Source organism: Flavobacterium sp. HNIBRBA15423 (genome assembly GCF_052655965.1).
This window is the reverse complement of sequence record NZ_CP199751.1, coordinates 1,806,748-1,824,720: the sequence shown is the minus strand read 5'-3', so window position 1 is coordinate 1,824,720 and position 17,973 is coordinate 1,806,748. Positions and strand designations below refer to the sequence as shown.

Here is a 17,973-nt window from a genome sequence, read left to right as displayed (position 1 = left end):
TTGTTATAACTCCTAATTTATAAATATTACTAAAAATTTAGTATTTTTTACCAAATATAATATTTTGACTACTAAGCTTTTAATTTGTGATAACTTGTGTAGGATACAATCAAAATTCCGAAGAAAATAAGAGGTAATACTAACATTCCGTTTATTCCATCCACCACCCAAAGACTGATAAATGCAAATATAAAATCAAAAGCAAAACCAGCATAAGCCCATTCCTTTATTCTAGAAGGAATCTGAGGAATAATAAGTAATAAAGTTCCTGAAACTTTGAATACAGCTAAAGTTGTTCCAAAATAGTCTGGATAACCTAAATGACGAATGCCTTCTTTTGCCATTTCTGTCTGTGAAGTAAATGCAGGCATAACACCTTCAAATAGAAAAATAATGATGGTTGTTGTCCAAAAAAGTATTTTTGTTGTTTTTGTGTTCATAATTTATATTATTTAGGTGTTATTGATTTATAATCTTTATGATTCTTAAATACGGCATATATGGCCATAGCGTGACCGTGACCTAAATCGAAATCATTCTTAAGCCAATTCACAATTTCTGTAGCTTTAACATTAGGAGAAAGCATATTATTTTTAAGAATCCTTTTTGTTCAGCAAGTCTTTTAAAATCTTCAGGACTTTTTCCTGTTTTTATTTTAATGTTATCAATATATGCTTGAAATGACATAATTCTAATGTTTTAATGTGTTCATTTATTCTTTAATCGTTTAGGTGCTACTTGGTTATAAGATGATTGTAAAGCTTCTCTACACATTTCTTCAGATATAGTGTTTAAATGTATAATGGTCCAGCCTTGTTTTCCCCATTTATTAGGAACAGGTGAAAGATATTTTGGATTACTACAATAAACATTTTGCTCTATTTCATTTAATTTTATAGTAGCAGTATTTTCTGTAACATTTAACGTAGCTACTATTTTTTTAGCCACTCTAAAACTTGTTTTTTCAAAGTGAGGCTCTTCCGTAATTTCTGGAAGGGATAATGCTAATTTTCTAAATAGTTCTATGGAAACACTCATAATGTGTTAATTTTCAACGTGCTTTTTAAAATTATCTAGAATACTTTGCCAACCCGTTTGTTGCATTTCTATCGAGTTTTGATTTTCTGCTTCGAAGGTTTCCACTATTTTAATTTGATTTTCTACAGAAGCAAATAAAATACGAGCTATTCTTCCATCGTCCATGGTGTAGTTAATTATTTCGTTTGGCTTTACTTCTGTATATATTCCTGAAAAATCAAAGCTAAAACTACCATCTTTTGCTGCCATAGTAGATGTAAATTTACCACCAACAGTCAGATTATTTTCTGCTTTTGTAGTATGCCAATCTTCAGAAGGAGTACACCATTGTGTTATGTGTTTTGGTTCATTCCAATAGGTCCAAATTTTTTCGATTGGTGCATCAATACTTGTTGTAATAGTGATACAATTTTTTTCAGATAATTCTTTAACTATGTTTAAGGCTTTTGGAAAAATATCTTTAAAATAATCTGAATACTCTTCAATCATGTCAACAGTAACTAGAAGTTTTGTTTTGCCGTCGATTTCAGTTAAATAATAGGCTTCTTTTGAACCACTCCATGAAGCCGATTTTTCATCATTTGGCTGTTCTTTATAGTCTACAATTTCGCCTAAATGATTAAAAACCATTGCTTTATTAGGTTCAAGTTCTGCGATTTTACTATACATTCCTCTGCCGCTAGGTGAAAGAAAGTGAATACTACCTCCTTTTTTCCAATCTGATTTTGCATAAGAACCTACACAAAAAGCACTTGTCCATTGCATATAAGTTAATTCGTCCCAAAGCACTTGCCATACTTTTTCAACTGGTGCATTAATAGTAATTTCAAAATTTTCAGTTTTCATATTATATTTATTTATTGTTATATACATCTTGTAGTTTTGCACAATCTATTTTTTTCATTTTCATCATGACATTCATTACTCGATCTGCTTTTTCTCTATCAGTATCGTTTAATAATTGAACCAATAGTTTAGGAACTACTTGCCATGAAACTCCAAATTTGTCTTTTAACCATCCACATTGGTTTTCTTCTCCTCCTAAATTGATAAAACTATCCCAGTAATAATCTACTTCGTCTTGATCTTCACAATGTATAACGAAAGAAAAAGCTTCATTGAAACCAAAGTTATGCTCTAACGGACTTTCCATAGCCACAAACTTCTGATTAGCTAAGCTAAATTCTGCATATTGAATTTTATCTTTGAGACCTTCATTTTCTTCATCAAATTTCACAATTGATATGATTTTAGAATCTTTAAATAGGGAACAATATAAATCGATGGCTTTTTGAGCATTGCCAAATTGTTTATCTACAAAGAGTAGAGTAGGTAAAATTTGTAGAGGTGCTTCGTCAAGAAAAAGTTGCCAAGACAAACCATATTTATCAGTGACCCAACCATATTTTTTGCACCATGGGTATTCATCCAAATCCATTAAAATGGTTCCGTTTTTTTTCAATTGGTTCCAAATATTATCTATTTCATTGGAATCATTTGTTTTGATAAAGAGTGAAATAGCATTAGTGAATTGAAATATATTTCCTCCATTTAAAGCATTGAATTGTAATCCATTAAGATTAAAAACTGAAACTGTAGGATTAATACTTTCAACTTGTGAGTTTTTAATAAAGGAAGTATAAAAGTGTGCTGCTTCTTCTGCTTTTCCATCAAACCATAAAAAAGGGGTTATTAGTTGATTTCTCATGTTTCTGTTATTTAAGTTTTACCATACATTTACAATCTTCCTGATTGAAATACCATTCTAAGCAATATCCATTTGGGTCAATATCTGGATGCAATAAAAGTGATGCAAAAGAATCACCTATTTTATGAATAGTATTTCTAAAATTAATAACAGTTATACAAATATAAGCACCTTTTTTTATTGTAAACAGTTCTAGGCTATGTTTCCTTAATTCATTAGTAATTAATTCTGTAGCTGCAGCTTTATAAACTATTTTTCCTTTTTTATCAGAATAAGAAATACCATAATATTTTCTATTTGGATTATGTGAAATAAAGGAATGTAATGTTTTGTGTGCGGCTAAAACTCCTTCAGGAAAAGTGGTTGCTGTTACACAAAAAACAATACTATCGCTATCTAAATTAAAATATTCCATTATTTATATTTATTTGTATACTCCAAAATTATTGAGATTATTTAAATTCTAGAAGGTGTAATTATGACAATCCAATGGGTTGATTACGACAATTGTTTTTATATTTGTTTTTACAAACGAATATGGAATGAAAATAATTAGCATTTTGGTGCCTAAAACTGCTGTTACAGCTGCTATAGTAGATTCACAATATCTATTTACCTCAATAAATCAGTTCTTTGTAAATGATGGCAAAGAAGTGCCATTTAAAGTACAATTAGTTGGTGCTACAAAAACAGTTCAATTAAATAAGGGCATAGTATCTATAAACACAGATTATACCTTTGATGAATCTCCAACTTCAGACTTAATTATTGTTCCTCCCATTGGTCAAAATATTGATGAAGCTTTAGCATTAAATGAAATTATTGTTCCTTGGTTAATAAAAGAGTATAAAAAAGGAGTTGAGATAGCTAGTTTGTGTATTGGAGCCTTTTTATTAGCTGAAACGGGTTTACTAAATGAAAAATCGTGTTCTACACATTGGATGTATGTGGAAACATTAAAGCATCGTTTTCCAAAAGTGAATGTAGTTAACGATTTGATTATTACTGAAGAAAATGGATTGTACACCAGTGGTGGTGCAACTTCCTACTGGAATTTGCTTTTGCATTTGGTCGAAAAATATACTAATAAAGAAACGGCTATATTAATTTCAAAGTTTTTTCTATTAGATATAAATAAGAATAATCAAAATGTTTTTACCATATTTAAAGGACAGCGTTCTCATGAAGATGAAGCTATTTTAAAAGTTCAGGATTACATTGAAGATTCTTTTGATAAAAAAATTAGTATTGATGATCTTTCAATTTATAGTAATATGGCCCGCAGAACTTTAGAAAGAAGATTCAAAAAAGCTACAAATAACACTGTTATTGAATATATACAACGAGTAAAAATTGAAGTTGTAAAAAAAGAATTAGAAAAAGGAAGAAAAACTATTAGCGAAATCATGTATGAAGTAGGCTATTCAGACAGTAAATCATTTCGAGATGTTTTTAAAAAACACACCTCTATGTCACCTATAGCTTATAAAAATAAATACAATTGGTTATGAAGTATGAGAAAAAACCAGCTATGGTAAAAGTAATTTATATTTTTCTTTTTTTGATTTTTCTTTCCTGTTCTGAAAGCTCAATAAATGAGGAAACTGTTGTGGGAATTCAACCATATAAAGGTTTTCCAAAAGAAAAAACAGATACTTTAGCGAAAACAATTGCTGTTTTTTATAATATTAAAACAGTTATTTTGCCAGAAATCGAGTTGCCTAGTTCTGCTTTTATCCAAGTAAAATCAGCACGTTATAGAGCAGATAGTATTATTAAAATTCAAAACAAAAGGAAGTTAGACACAATTGATTATATATTGGGTTTAACCCAAAGTGATATTTCTATTACTAAAAAAAATAAAGATGGAACTATAAAGAAGCCAACTTATAAATATGCAGATTGGGGAATAATGGGTTTAGCATATTGCCCAGGTAAGAGTTGTGTTATTTCTTCTTTTCGATTGCAGCATAAAAACCCTATTATACATTTAAACAGACTAAACAAAGTCACCATACATGAATTAGGTCATAATTTGGGATTGCCACATTGTCCAGATAAAAAATGTGTAATGACTGATGCTGTAGAAAGTATTGCTACAATTGATAACGCTTTATTAGCATTATGTGAGCGATGTAAAAAAAAATTGAACTCTAACTAATTATAAAAGCAAAAAGTTCTTTAAAAAGTATAAATAATAAGAAAATATCCCATTATAAGCTATATAAGGTTTGTTAAAAACTTTATATTGCTCAGTAAGTAATGAGATATTTCCTTCTTAATTTAAAATAACAATATGAAATATCGTTTTAAATATATTAATACTTTCCACTTAATAATTCTCCACCAATAGCAGATTTGGCTTCGATACCAATTTTTTTCATCATTTCATAAGTTGTACAAACAGCTGCAGAAGTTACAGGAATGCCACATTCAGCTTGAATTAAATCGATTGCTTCTAAAGAAGGCATTTGCACACAAGCAGAAACTACTAGAACATCGACATCTGTTAAATCTAATTGTTTGTAGATTTTTAATAAATTCATGGGATTTTGAGCAGCAACCTCTAAATTATCCGGAATTTCAAGAGCAATACTTTCTTTTACTTTTATACCTTGATGTTCAATATAATCGACAACCATATTTGTTAATGGTCTCATATAAGGTGTAATGATAGATATTTGCTTTGCACCTAAAACTTTTAATCCATTAATCAAAGCTCCGGCAGAAGTTACAATAGGAGTAGGGTAGTCATTCGCAATCGTTTCTTGATGTAAATTCACTTCTGAAACACAATGATAGCCTCTTCCCATACTCATAATAGCAACTAAGCAAGCATAACCCATAACATCAACATGAGCATCTGATAGTTCTTGAGCACATTTTAAACTCATGGCATCCATAGCTTCTAGTTCTTCTTTAGTTACTTTTTTCATACGCATTCTACTGCTATGAAAGGTAAAACGTTCAGGAAGTATGGTTTCTCTTGAACGAAAGATTGCTGGTATTTCGGTTTCCATCGTTACGTTTGAAGATGGAACTATTTGGCCTATTCTGTATTTCATTTTTTTTAGTTTCCTGTTTCAGTCACCGTTAGCAGTCTGAAAACTGAAAATTGCGACTGAATATTTTTGTTATATTTCTTTAACTGTATTTTCAATTGTTCCAATGCCTTCAACAGTACATTTTATTACATCACCTTCTTTTAGCCATTCTTGTGGATTTCTTCCTGCTCCAACACCTGCTGGTGTTCCAGTGGCAATAATATCTCCAGCCTCTAATGTGAAAACCGTACTTAAATCTTCAATCAAGTCATTAATATTGAATAACATGAACTTGGTATTTGAATTTTGTTTCTCAATACCATTTACTGTTAATGATAAATTCAAATTATGCGGATTTACGATTTCGTCTTTAGTTACTAAAATTGGTCCCATAGGAGCAAAAGTGTCCTGACCTTTAGATACAATCCATTGTCCAGAACGACGACAATCTCTTGCCGAAATATCATTGATTATTGTATAACCAAAAACATAGTCTAATGCATCAGTTTTTGGCACATATTTCCCTTTTTTACTTATAACGACAGCTAATTCTACTTCCCAATCTAACTGATTGGTTAATTTTCTATTTAATATTATATTGGTTTTAGTTGCAGTAACAGTAGTCGTTGGTTTTGAAAAAATAACTGGTTGTTGTGGTAATTCATTTGAAGTGTCTAATGTTCTAGCACTTTCTGCTACATGTTCTGTATAATTCAATCCAATTCCAATGATGTTTTTACGTGGTTTTGGAATAGGTGCAAGAAATGTTACACTTTCCATTTTATGACTAATTTCTTCAAAGTCTACTTCTCTGGTGTCTTCAATTAAATCAGTAATCTCTGAAATAATTTCAAACCCTAAATCAATTAAGTCTAACATATTATCGGGCAATGGAAAGTTGGAAATATTTCCAAAATCCTCCATATCAACAACTAAATTATTATGTAAAAATCCTAATCTTGGTTCTGTATTTTCTGTTTTGTAGGTAAGTAGTTTCATTTTTATTTTTAGCAAAGACGCTAAGACGTCAAGTTATTTTTAAATTATTTATATTATTTTTTATGTTTAATTTTAAAGTCTTCTTCTTTTCTCTTTCTTCTATTTTCTAAACCAATTGATGTCCTTTGTTTTCTGTATATTCTTTTCCTTGATACAAGCCTAATTTTTCAATAACAGGTAAGTCATTGAAATTAAACAAACAAGCATCTTCAGTTTCAGATAAATTATGATGTTCGTGCCAAGCCCATGAAGGAACACAGAAAATGTCTCTTTCTTTCCAGTCAAAACGTTTTCCGTCAATGATGGTATATCCTTTTCCTTTGGCACATTGGTAAACAAATGAACCTGTGTGTTTATGTGCTTTTCCTTTGAAACCAGCTGGTAATAACTGCATAGAGGCACTCATGGTTTGCATCACATGTCCGCCAGTTAATGGGTTTGAATATTGCATAAAAATTCCATCAAAAGGATTTATATCGTTTATTTTTGAAGCTTCAACTAATGCAGGATATACTTTTTTCCAAGAAAACTTGAATAAAGGTGAATAGGGTTTATCCCAAATTTTATCTACTGGAATAATACCTGCTGTTCCATAATTGATAGGAGAATAATTCAATGGAACTTCCAAAGGTTGTTTCCCGTCATAAACAGCATAATCATTTGCTTCTAATGCATTTACTAATGGAATATCTAAACCATCTTGCCAAATACAAGTTTTTCCATTAGCATCAACTCCATGTTCGTGCCAAGTAGAATTAGGTGTAATAACAAAATCATTTACTTCAAAAGTAATTTTGTTTCCATCTACCACAGTATAACCACCTTCTCCTTCCATAATGAAACGTAGGGCAGATGCTTTGTGTCTATGTGCTGAAGTAAATTCTCCAGGACGTGTAACTTGGATTCCAGTATACAGCCAGCCAACAGCAGCTGATACGTCTTTTCGTTTATCGTTAACTAAATATACTACACGTCTTCCAGCTTGTTCTGGTGTTACTAATTCTGATGATTTTAAAACTAAATCTCGCAAATCATCATATTTCCATAACATAGGAGTAGAGTTTGATTTTGGTTCCCAAGGTTCTATATCATTGGCAACCGTCCATAAAGCACCAGCTCCAAGGTTTTCTAAATCTTTGTAGTAGGCTTTAAGTTCAGGAGAATCTTGAACTCTAGCTCTTCCGTATTGATCGTCTGAATGGTTATTTGTTTCCATAATCTTATTGTTTTAAATCAGACAGGTTCCTGAAACCTGTCTGGTTTTCTAGTTATCTTTTATTAAACTCTTCATGATTATCGATAAACGTAATCTTTCTCGTTGGAGCTATATTTACTCTTAAATCAAATATATCAAATCGGTTGTAATGTCCCAAAATATCGTGCATTTGTTTAGGTTGAATACATTTAGATAAATCTATTTCGGCATAAATGATACCTTCATCGTCAATTAAAGGTTCACCGATTACGGTTCCATTTGGGCCAATAAACCCTGAGAAAGCAGAATTTTTACGAGTCAAAACTTCATCAACATTAGGAACATCTTCGCGTAAAGCGTCTTTTATTTCTTGAGAAATGGTGGAACATGAAACTATTGTAAACAATTTTCCTTCAAAAGAATGCGCAGCTGCTCTGATTTTTATTGCTTCTGCCATATTATAATCTGGTGGTGCAACGGGTAACGAGATATAGTTGGCAATATGAACCAATTCTCCTTGTGCTAATAAAGTAAAGCGTGCTAAAGTATTGGTATTTTCACCACAAGCTAATGTGCCTAAAGGACCAACTTCAGTATCATACACTTTTAAAGAAGAACCATCACCTGAAGTCCAAGTGAGTTTTTCTGCCCATGTAGGAACTAGTTTTCGATGTTTTCCAATTAGTTTCCCTTTATTATCTATAATCAAATTTGTATTATAAATTTCACCATACGAATTACCACGCTCGTTTATACCGATTACGATATGAATATTAAACTCTTTAGCTGCTTGAAATAAAGGTTGCATAGAAACATCATTCGTTTTTACAGCACATTTATATAATTCTTCATACCATTTACTACCTTGTATAGGTGTCATTATCCAATTCCAATAAGGGTAACCAGCAACAAATACTTCTGGAAAAGCGATTAATTGTGCTCCATTTGTGCTTGCTTCCTTTATAAAAGAAATAGCTTTATCTATTGTTTTTTCTACATTTAGAAAAACAGGTGAAGTTTGGACGGTTGCGGCTTTGAATTTTTTGAATATCATTTTATTTTATTTGGAACACAGATTGGAGAAATTAAAGAAATTTGAATAATCTGTGAATATTTCTCTAATTACTTATATTTGTGTTGCTTTTTTAAAGTTCGTAATTTTTTATTTTTTCTTTCATTTCCTCTAAAAAAGGTTCAGCTTTAATATTATTTCTATCTTCATTGAAAGCTACGTTTACTAAAGTCACTTCGCCTTCTAGACAAGTTTTACCTTGTTCATCTTCAAATATAAATCCGCATAAAATAGAAGCACTGCCAAGATTTTTTACCCAAAGTTTCTTAGTTAAAGTCTCTCCCAAACGAGCTGCTTTTTTAAATTGTACTTTCAAATCTACAGTAGGAATACCATTAGTTTCATGCATCTTTGAAAAGGGTCTTTCTAATGCTTCTTCAAACCAATCTTCTACTAAACAGTTTAACATTTCTAAAAATCTTGGATAGAACACAATTCCAGCATAATCTACATGTTGGAAGCGTATTTTTTCTTGTTTTATAAAGTAGTTCATCTAATTATTTTTTAGATTCTGAAACAAGTTCAGAATGACAATTTTTATGTTATTTCAACTTAAATCGTTGTATTTTACCTGTTTCTGTTTTTGGTAAACTTTCTATAAAATGGATAACTCTTGGATATTTATATGGAGCAGCTATCTCTTTGAACCATAATTGAATAGACTTTGCTAATTCATCTGATGCTTTATGCTTTTCTTTTAACACAATATGAGCACTAACTAGCATGCCTCTTTCAGTATCTGGTAATCCAACGACAGCACATTCTAAAACTTCTTCATGTGTTAAAAGTACGGATTCTACTTCAATTGCTGCAATATTATAACCAGAAGAGATTATCATATCATCACCTCGGGCTACAAACCAAAAATAGCCATTTTCATCTTGTTTGAAAATATCTCCAGTAATATTCCATCCATTTTGTACATATTCTTTTTGTTTTTCTTCTCTATTTAGGTATTTACAACCTGTAATTCCTCTTACAGCAAGTTTTCCTGGTTGATTCGGAGGTAATTTATTTCCTTGTTCATCTATTATTTTAGCTTCATAGCCTAGAATTGCTAATCCTGTTGCTCCTGGAATCATATTCTCTTCATTTGATGAAATAAAAATATGTAACATTTCTGTAGCACCTATGCCATCTATGATTTTTAAGCCTGTAGCATCATACCAGTCTTGCCAAACTTGTAAAGGAAGTGTTTCACCAGCAGAAACACATTTTCGTAAGCTTGAAACATTATATTCTGCTAATTTTGTTGTTAATATTCTCCATGCAGTAGGTGCGGTAAAACAGATTGTAACCTTATATTCTTCAATAGCTTTTAATAATAAATCGGGACTAGGTTTTTCAATTAGGAAAGTAGAAGCTCCAAAATACATTGGAAATAACACTAAGCCACCTAAACCAAAAGTAAATCCTAGTGGTGGACTTCCAATAAAAATATCCTCTTTTGTAGGCTGTAGTGAATAGGGAGGAAAAGCTTCACAAATATTTAAAATGTCTTTGTGATAATGTGCTGTCATTTTTGGCATTCCTGTTGTTCCAGAAGTAAATCCTATTATACAAACACTATCTGCTTTAGAGTGATAGTTATTAAATGTTTTAGATTTGGATGACATGAATTTATCTAAATCTCCATTTCTATAAAAACTTTTTTGTTTTAAGAATTTAGATTCAACTTGATTTAATTCGTCGGCTAAATCACTATCACACAAAGCAATTGCTATTTCAGCACAATCTATTATGGTTGTTAATTCTTTAGCGCGAAGTAATGGCATAGTTGCAACAACAATTCCACCAGCTTTTAGTATAGCAAACCAGCAAGCTACCATCATAGGATTATTGGCAGAACGCAATAATACTCGATTGCCTGAAACCAGACCTAAATCATCAACTAAAATATTAGCAATTTGATTGGCCTTTTCATATAAATCCTTGTAAGTCCATGTTTCATTAAAAGTACGAATACAAACTGCATCACCATTTTCATTTTTAATATGATTATCTAACAAGCGTTCTACACAATTTAGCATTTCAGGATGTTGAAATTGAGGTAAATCACACAAATAATTAGGTTGTAAGTCTATGCTTGGTAAGTTATTGTGAGCGAAATTGTCTATATAGTGTTTCATATTATTTTAATTTCTCGCAAAGACGCAAAGTTTTGCCTTAATACTTAATTCTTTAATCTTAATACTATTTTTTATTACTCTTAGGTTTTAAAGCTTTCTTCATACCTTCAACTTGTTTTCTTTCACTTGCTTTTAAAGGATATAAATGCGAAATCCCCATTTTATATGGGTTAGGAATATCTTTTGTTTGAAACTCTTCATAAGCTTGTGCGTTTCTAACAAAATATGGGTCTAATAAAAGCGGTCTTCCTAAGGCTACTAAATCGGCTCTTCCGTTAAGTAGTAAGGTATTTATTTGATCAATATCTTGTATGTATCCTGTAGTTATAGTAGGAATGTGAACAGTATTTCTCACTGTATCAGAAAATGGAGTTTGCCACATTCTACCAGTTTGTGGTTTTTGATAAGCAACTGTATTTCCAGTGGAAACATTAATAATATCTGCACCAGCATCTTTAAAAGCAGTTGCTATAATTAACACATCTTCTTCTGAAATTCCGTTTTCTGCCCAATCTGTTGCAGAGATTCTAACAGACATGGGTTTTTCTTTTGGGAAAGCATTTCTCATTTCGGTAAACACTCGCAATGGAAATTTTAGCCTATTTGTAATACTACCTCCAAATTCATCTGTACGAATGTTAGTCAATGGTGATAAGAAAGAAGCTAATAGAAAACCATGATGAGCTTGTAGTTCGATCATATCAAAATCAGCTTCATTGGCATTTTTAGTTGCTTGAACAAATTGAGAAGTGATCAGATCCATATCTTCCAAAGTCATTTCTTTTGGAGTAGGAAAGTTTTCATTGAACGGAATAGGAGAAGCGGAAAGCAATTCCCATTTATCTTTTATATCTTCTGTTTCCCAAGGCTTTTTAGTTGCACCTTTTCTTCCAGAATGACCTAATTGAATTCCAATTTTAGTTTTTGTATTTTTGTGAATAAAAGTATTAATTGCTTTCCATGCATCTATCTGATTTTTAGAGTAAATACCTGTGCAACCTAATGTAATTCTTCCAGTATTTGAAACAGCAGTCATTTCGGTTAAAATTAATCCTAAACCACCTACAGCACGTGAAGTATAATGTTGAAAATGCCAATCATTCACTAAGCCATCATTTGCTGAATATTGACCCATTGGACTCATTACAATTCGATTTTGCAATTCTAATTCTCTTAATTTGAATTTGGTAAAAGCAGCTGGAGATTCTGAATCAAGTCCAGAATGACAAGAATTGTTAAACTCTTGCAATATTTTATCGGTAAATGATTTATCTCTTATTCTAAGGTTTTCATAGGTAACTTTTTTGGAACGTGTCATGCATCCAAAGGCAAATTGGTAAAAAGGATGTTGAATATGTCGATCCATATTTTCAAACCAGTCTAAAGAAACATTAGCTGCATATTGAATCATTTCAACAGTATTTCTTCTTGTTTTTTCATAAACTCCAAAAGCAGTTTCAATGTCATTTGGATTAGCTACAATAGCATCTGACAAAGCAATTGCAGATTCCATAGCTAGTTTTGTTCCTGAACCGATAGAGTAGTGAGCTGTAGCTTTAGCATCACCTAGTAAAACAATATTATCTTTATACCAATTTGTATTAGTTACATGAGGAAATTGTCTCCAATGTGATTTATTAGTAATTAAAGGATGTCCGTCTAATTCTGTTTTAAATATTTCTTGCAGTTTTTGAGTAGTATTTTCCTCATCATAGGTATCAAATTCAAATTTCTCCCAAGTTTCTGGTGCACATTCAAAAATCCAAGTGCTTCTGCCTGCTTCATATTGATAGGTATGTGCTACAAAAGCACCGTTTGGAGTATCTTTAAAGAAATAGGTAAAAGCATCTAGAGGTTTGGTTGAACCCATCCAAACAAATTTATTCTTCTTGAGTTGTATTTTTGTGCCAAAATCAGCTTCAAATTGGCCTCTTATAGCGCTTCCTATACCATCACAAGCAACAATGACATCAGAATCTTTAAATTGGCTTAAATCGTCTGCATTTGTTTCAAAATGAAGATGAACTCCTTCTTTTTGACAACGTTGGTGTAGTAATTGTAGCAATGTTTTTCGGGAACAGCCACAAAAGCCATTTCCAGCACTACTAACTTCTTGTCCATCACGTGCTATAATGATATCATCCCAATAGGCAAATTTACTGCGAATTAACTCATAAGACTGCATGTCTCTTTTTAAAAATTCGCCTAAAGTTTCATCTGAAAAAACTACTCCAAAACCAAAACTATCATCGGGTTTATTACGCTCATAAACATCAATTTGCCAGTGAGGCATTGCTTTTTTGGTTAATATTGAAAAATATAAGCCACCTGGACCACCACCTACTACAGTTATTTTTAAGTTTTTAGTCATTTATTTTGTCTAAAGTTGTAAGTCTAAAGTTTAAAAGTTTTAAAATAGTTACTTATTTTCTTTTTCTTCATAATTTGTAATTACTTACTCATAATTCCTAATCACCAAGTAAAATTATTTTCTTCTTATTGAAAAAATCTCACCTAATGTTCCATAATTTGAGCCTGCTAAACGAGCTACAGGTTTATAAGTTTCTAAATTTATCTTATTGTTTTCCAGTAGTATAGTATCATCTATATGCATAGTTATAATTTTACCAATTACTACACAAGCACCTCCGTTTTCTTCGTTATCTATGAAATAGTGATGTATTTTTTCACATTCAAAATGAACCAAACTTTCTTTAACACGTTTTGGTTGTACTGAAACTGCGTCAATAGGTGTTAGATGTGTCAATTCAAATTCATCTACATCTGCAGGAACAGCTTCGGAAGTAGCATTCATTTGTTCCACTATATCTTGAGTAACTAGATTGACTACAAATTGATTGTTTTGTAAGACATTGTTAAGTGTGTCTTTATTCTTGTTGTTATCTCTACGGGTAGAAAACATAACGCAAGGAGGATCGCTACTTACCATATTAAAATAAGAAAAAGGTGCTAAATTGTTAATTCCTTTTTCATCTATTGTTGAAATCCAGCCAATAGGTCTTGGTATTATAGTACCAGTTAAAAGCTTATAAAGAGCCGAAGGATCGGTTTCTTTTGTATTATACTGCATTAGTTGAGTTGTTTTTACAAATTAAATAAATTTTATGGGATTTTTTTTAGAAATCTGTAAAGAATTACTAAAAAGTTATCAATTTAGGAATTTGTAAGGAGTTATATTTTTACTGTTATAGAGATATAAATTATTTCAATTATAAGAGGATTAAGTCTTTACAGGTAAATGCAAAATGAACTATAAATAGGGTACTTACAAGTAGATGGATGTTTAAAATAATCATTACTTAGTTTAAATTTATTTTAAAGTAACCTTTTATTAATCTACATAATTTTAATATTCTGTTGTGTTTTTGTAAATTTGGCTTATTACAAACAAATATATTTAAACATGAAAATTTTAAAAAAAACAGTATTGATTTTAGCATTAGCCTTATTTTTCTCTTGTGATAAAGAAGAGATTAATACCTCTAACAGTTTAGAATCTAAAGCAGTAAAAACAAGCCAAGCAACAGAAAGAACTAGTGAAGTTTATTTTGATGTTTATGTTGAATTAGTAGACAATAATGGAAATAGTGTTCCAGCTAGCACTTTACCAGGTTATGGAGCTACTAATTTAGAAACAGGTGTTTCTTATTATGATTCACTTTATGAGCCAGGCTTATTTGAAAGTTTACCAGTTGGTACATACCGTTTTTATGCTCGTGACGGTTATTTTGATGGTGCTTCTTCTGCTATTGTTGATGTCATCCCTGCTAATGAAACTCCAGAAGGATGGATTATTGCAACCCTAAACTACTGGTCAGAATAGTTGTATTCCAGATTTTAAATTATTACAATGCAAAAGGAAACTAGTTTTAGTTTCCTTTTTTTATGCCATTTCATGATTTATCATTTTAAAACTTATTTGATTAGTATGTTAGCTAGCTAACAATTTAAGTTTATACAATAATGTAAATTTAGATATTGAATTTTTAATGTATTTGTTATGCTAAAGAAAATGGCTTGTTTATTTTTGTTTATGTCTTTTATTTCTTGTGAGAAAGAAGGAGAGTTTACTAAGACACCACCTCAATTAGTTATTGACACAAACGATGGTTTTGTTACTTTGTATAATGGTGTGTTTTATCCTACTTCTGGAATTACTGTATCGGGTAGTGCTTCTATTTATGAAAAAGACAATCAAAAATATGTTTCTTTAAATGATTTTAGTATTTCTAGTGGTCCAGATTTGAAAGTATATCTTTCAACAACGGCTTCACCTGATACTTTTGTGAATTTGGGCAATCTAACTTCCGCAACAGTATATACTATTCCTCAGCAAGTTGATGTTAGTGTTTATAAATATGTTTTAATTCATTGCCAACAATACAATCATTTGTTTGCAATTGCTGAATTGCATTAATACTATATACCAATGAAATACGTCATTTATTTTTTCTTTATAAATAGTCTTTGTTTAATAACTTTAAATGCTCAAGGTTGTAGTGATGCTGGAGTTTGTTCCATAAGTAATAGTTTTTCTAATACTATAGAAAACAGTAAAAATCAAATTGAAGCGGGAAGTGTTTTTGGCATTGGTGAAGCAGCTATTTTTTATATGTCTCCTTATGTAATTTATACCCATCATTTTTCTGAAACGTTATCAATAAGTACAAAAGTTACTTATTCACAAGCCAGTGGAGATTTTGGAACAAGAGGACAATTTGGAGATGCTTATCTTTTAGGTAACTATAATTTTAAAAAGAAAAAGGAGACACAATGGAATGCTCTTTTGGGTTTTAAATTTCCTTTTACTACAGCAAATGCTAAAATTAATGAGATTTCTTTGCCCTTAGATTATCAAGCTAGTTTAGGAACTTTTGATGCCATAATAGGAGTAGGGCTTACTTATAAAAAGTGGTTGTTTCATACAGCTTTGCAACTACCTGTATTCAATAACAACAAGAATTCTTATTTTGATGAATATTCAGCTTCAAATGACTTTCAATCTACAAACTTGCTTGAAAGAAAACCCGATTTTTTATTGCGAACTACCTATACAATAGTAGCTAATGAGAAATTAACTTTCAAACCTAATTTATTGTTTTTATATCATTTAGGAAATGATAGTTATGAAACTATTTTTGGTACAAGAGAAGTTATTAAAGATTCTGAAGGTATAACACTTAATGGAAATTTGATTACTAGTTATGCTTTTACTACTAATCAAAGTATTGAATTATCATTAGCTACTCCTTTTGTTGTTAGAGATGTAAGACCTGATGGTTTAACACGTTCTTTTACTGCTAGGATTAGTTATATATATGGATTTTAATTCTTTATAAGATATCAATTTAATGTAATTTATAGTTATTAATTTTTTAAGCTTTAAATTCTAATCTCTTTTTTTTATTTAAAATTACTCATATAAATCCAAGCGATTTTTTAAATATCTTACTTCTGATTGTAGTTGATTTAGCTTTTCAGTCAAATGTAAAATAACATCAATACCTTCTTTATTGATGTGTAGTTCATTGTGTAAACGAAGTATTCTTTCAATTTCAGCTAATTGGTTTTTGTTGAAATACTTGTTTTCATTGTATTGAACGGTTTCTATTAATCCAAATGCTTCTAAATCCTGAATCTGTGTAATTTCAATTTCACATTCTTGACAAAATAAGTCTACTATTATTAATTCTTCTGTATTCATAGTGGTTTATTTTTTTGCTAGTGTGGCTAACTGATTGAATAATTCTTTTTCTTTTTCCGATAAATGGGTAGGTGTTTTAATATTGTAGGTCACATATAAATCTCCATAAGTGCCTTCTTTTTTATAAACTGGAAATCCTTTTCCTTTCAAGCGTACTTTAGTTCCATTTTGTGTTCCAGCGACTACTTTTAGTTTTAATTTACTACCGTCAAAAGCAGTTAGCAAAATTTCTCCTCCTAAAATAGCGGTATAGAGGTCCAAATCATTGGTTACATATAAATCGTTACCTACTCGTTTAAAAGGAGTTGTATTTACTATTGAAAAAGTGATATACAAATCACCATTTGGTCCCTTATTAATGCCTTCACCACCATGTCCACTTATTTTGATAGTTTGTCCGTCTTCTATACCAGCAGGAATAGTTATTCGAATGCTTTTTCCATTAACAGTAAAGGTTCTCTTATGTGTAGTGGCAGCATCTTTAATATCTAATTGGAGTTCGGTTGTAAAATCCTGACCTCTAAATCTGGCACTGCTTCTTTTATTACCACTAGCTTGTTGGCCAAACATAGAAGAAAAGAAATCTGAAAAATCCTCACCATTAAAATCTCCAGTTCTTTGATAATTAGTTGAGTTAGATTGACGGTTTTGTTGTTGGTATTTTTCATATTCTTCACCACGTTCCCAATCTTTTCCGTATTTGTCGTATTTTTTTCTTTTTTCAGGATTGCTTAATACTTCATTTGCTTCATTTAATTGTTGAAATTTAATTTTTGCAGCTGCATCATTAGGATTTACATCAGGATGCCATTTGCGAGCTAGTTTGCGATACGCTTTTTTGATTTCATCACTCGTTGCATTCTTTGTAAGACCTAGTATTTCATAATAATCAATAAACTCCATAAATATAATTTTTATAATTGTTTATGAGAAAGTACAAATTGTCTTATAAAATTACGAAAAAATAAGAGAGAAATTGCTTTGAAAAGCTTTAAATTACGCTTAAAATGAAACTCATTCTGTAAAGTACTTAGTGATTAGTCGTTAGTACTTAGTCAAATAC

Annotated in this window: 22 protein-coding genes; 5 read left to right on the top strand and 17 right to left on the bottom strand. The window is 30.8% G+C overall.

Features of this window, described 5'->3' with window-relative positions; genetic code table 11:
* Nucleotides 1-71 precede the first annotated feature (71 nt).
* From ACULEV_RS08230 to ACULEV_RS08200, 7 genes are read right to left on the bottom strand one after another with little or no spacing between them, the layout of a single operon-like run.
* The gene (locus ACULEV_RS08230; RefSeq protein ID WP_445458192.1) at nucleotides 72-440 is read right to left on the bottom strand and encodes a DoxX family protein; all 369 of its coding nucleotides are present in this window, start codon (nucleotides 438-440) and stop codon (nucleotides 72-74) included.
* 8 nt (nucleotides 441-448) lie between these two features.
* Nucleotides 449-586: a DUF4287 domain-containing protein gene (locus ACULEV_RS08225; protein ID WP_445458191.1), complete on the bottom strand. Its 138-nt coding sequence runs from the start codon at nucleotides 584-586 to the stop codon at nucleotides 449-451.
* Nucleotides 550-687, bottom strand: coding sequence for a DUF4287 domain-containing protein (locus tag ACULEV_RS08220; protein ID WP_445458190.1), 138 nt, complete (start codon nucleotides 685-687; stop codon nucleotides 550-552). The genes ACULEV_RS08225 and ACULEV_RS08220 overlap by 37 nt, the downstream gene beginning before the upstream one ends.
* A 21-nt stretch (nucleotides 688-708) precedes the next feature.
* On the bottom strand, nucleotides 709-1,038 hold the full coding sequence (locus ACULEV_RS08215; RefSeq protein ID WP_445458189.1) for an MmcQ/YjbR family DNA-binding protein: 330 nt from the start codon (nucleotides 1,036-1,038) through the stop codon (nucleotides 709-711).
* 6 nt (nucleotides 1,039-1,044) lie between these two features.
* A complete protein-coding gene (locus ACULEV_RS08210; protein ID WP_445458188.1) occupies nucleotides 1,045-1,884 on the bottom strand; it encodes an SRPBCC domain-containing protein in 840 nt (279 codons plus the stop codon).
* Nucleotides 1,885-1,891: 7 nt separating this feature from the next.
* Entirely contained in the window at nucleotides 1,892-2,746 is an 855-nt protein-coding gene (locus ACULEV_RS08205) for a VOC family protein (protein ID WP_445458187.1), read from the bottom strand.
* 7 nt (nucleotides 2,747-2,753) lie between these two features.
* Complete coding sequence (locus ACULEV_RS08200) at nucleotides 2,754-3,161, bottom strand: hypothetical protein (protein WP_445458186.1); 408 nt, start codon at nucleotides 3,159-3,161, stop codon at nucleotides 2,754-2,756.
* Nucleotides 3,162-3,288: 127 nt separating this feature from the next.
* Between ACULEV_RS08200 and ACULEV_RS08195 the strand changes: the two genes are divergently transcribed.
* Both ACULEV_RS08195 and ACULEV_RS08190 read left to right on the top strand, forming a co-directional pair.
* Nucleotides 3,289-4,257 carry a GlxA family transcriptional regulator gene (locus ACULEV_RS08195; protein ID WP_445458185.1) on the top strand — a complete coding sequence of 323 codons (969 nt, stop codon included), beginning with the start codon at nucleotides 3,289-3,291 and terminating at the stop codon, nucleotides 4,255-4,257.
* The gene (locus tag ACULEV_RS08190) at nucleotides 4,254-4,907 is read left to right on the top strand and encodes a matrixin family metalloprotease (protein WP_445458184.1); all 654 of its coding nucleotides are present in this window, start codon (nucleotides 4,254-4,256) and stop codon (nucleotides 4,905-4,907) included. Before ACULEV_RS08195 ends, ACULEV_RS08190 begins: the two co-directional genes overlap by 4 nt.
* A 157-nt stretch (nucleotides 4,908-5,064) precedes the next feature.
* Here the strand turns inward: ACULEV_RS08190 and ACULEV_RS08185 are convergent, their stop codons facing one another.
* The 8 genes from ACULEV_RS08185 to ACULEV_RS08150 all read right to left on the bottom strand — a co-directional run bounded on the left by ACULEV_RS08185 (nucleotide 5,065) and on the right by ACULEV_RS08150 (nucleotide 14,276).
* Nucleotides 5,065-5,811 carry a maleate cis-trans isomerase family protein gene (locus ACULEV_RS08185; RefSeq protein ID WP_445458183.1) on the bottom strand — a complete coding sequence of 249 codons (747 nt, stop codon included), beginning with the start codon at nucleotides 5,809-5,811 and terminating at the stop codon, nucleotides 5,065-5,067.
* A 69-nt stretch (nucleotides 5,812-5,880) separates the two neighbouring features.
* The gene (locus ACULEV_RS08180) at nucleotides 5,881-6,789 is read right to left on the bottom strand and encodes a fumarylacetoacetate hydrolase family protein (protein WP_445458182.1); all 909 of its coding nucleotides are present in this window, start codon (nucleotides 6,787-6,789) and stop codon (nucleotides 5,881-5,883) included.
* A gap of 106 nt (nucleotides 6,790-6,895) precedes the next feature.
* A complete protein-coding gene (locus ACULEV_RS08175) occupies nucleotides 6,896-8,005 on the bottom strand; it encodes a cupin domain-containing protein (protein WP_445458181.1) in 1,110 nt (369 codons plus the stop codon).
* Nucleotides 8,006-8,057: 52 nt separating this feature from the next.
* Entirely contained in the window at nucleotides 8,058-9,038 is a 981-nt protein-coding gene (locus tag ACULEV_RS08170; protein ID WP_445458180.1) for a carbon-nitrogen hydrolase family protein, read from the bottom strand.
* 91 nt (nucleotides 9,039-9,129) lie between these two features.
* Nucleotides 9,130-9,549 carry an acyl-CoA thioesterase gene (locus ACULEV_RS08165; RefSeq protein ID WP_445458179.1) on the bottom strand — a complete coding sequence of 140 codons (420 nt, stop codon included), beginning with the start codon at nucleotides 9,547-9,549 and terminating at the stop codon, nucleotides 9,130-9,132.
* Nucleotides 9,550-9,598: 49 nt separating this feature from the next.
* A complete protein-coding gene (locus tag ACULEV_RS08160; RefSeq protein WP_445458178.1) occupies nucleotides 9,599-11,185 on the bottom strand; it encodes an AMP-binding protein in 1,587 nt (528 codons plus the stop codon).
* Nucleotides 11,186-11,249: 64 nt separating this feature from the next.
* Nucleotides 11,250-13,556 (bottom strand): oxidoreductase, encoded by a 2,307-nt coding sequence (locus tag ACULEV_RS08155; protein ID WP_445458177.1) that lies wholly within the window; start codon nucleotides 13,554-13,556, stop codon nucleotides 11,250-11,252.
* A 114-nt stretch (nucleotides 13,557-13,670) separates the two neighbouring features.
* Nucleotides 13,671-14,276 (bottom strand): flavin reductase family protein, encoded by a 606-nt coding sequence (locus tag ACULEV_RS08150; RefSeq protein WP_445458176.1) that lies wholly within the window; start codon nucleotides 14,274-14,276, stop codon nucleotides 13,671-13,673.
* Nucleotides 14,277-14,609: 333 nt separating this feature from the next.
* On the opposite strand from ACULEV_RS08150, the gene ACULEV_RS08145 reads away from it, so the two are divergent.
* From ACULEV_RS08145 to ACULEV_RS08135, 3 genes are all read left to right on the top strand, one after another.
* Entirely contained in the window at nucleotides 14,610-15,029 is a 420-nt protein-coding gene (locus ACULEV_RS08145) for a hypothetical protein (protein WP_445458175.1), read from the top strand.
* A gap of 177 nt (nucleotides 15,030-15,206) precedes the next feature.
* Entirely contained in the window at nucleotides 15,207-15,623 is a 417-nt protein-coding gene (locus ACULEV_RS08140) for a DM13 domain-containing protein (protein WP_445458174.1), read from the top strand.
* A 12-nt stretch (nucleotides 15,624-15,635) separates the two neighbouring features.
* Entirely contained in the window at nucleotides 15,636-16,535 is a 900-nt protein-coding gene (locus ACULEV_RS08135; protein WP_445458173.1) for a hypothetical protein, read from the top strand.
* Nucleotides 16,536-16,619: 84 nt separating this feature from the next.
* Here ACULEV_RS08135 and ACULEV_RS08130 read toward each other — a convergent pair whose 3' ends face one another.
* Together ACULEV_RS08130 and ACULEV_RS08125 are read right to left on the bottom strand one after the other, a co-directional pair.
* Nucleotides 16,620-16,910, bottom strand: a complete 291-nt coding sequence (locus ACULEV_RS08130; protein ID WP_445458172.1) for a chaperone modulator CbpM — start codon at nucleotides 16,908-16,910, stop codon at nucleotides 16,620-16,622.
* 6 nt (nucleotides 16,911-16,916) lie between these two features.
* The gene (locus ACULEV_RS08125) at nucleotides 16,917-17,813 is read right to left on the bottom strand and encodes a DnaJ C-terminal domain-containing protein (protein ID WP_445458171.1); all 897 of its coding nucleotides are present in this window, start codon (nucleotides 17,811-17,813) and stop codon (nucleotides 16,917-16,919) included.
* Nucleotides 17,814-17,973: the final 160 nt, after the last annotated feature.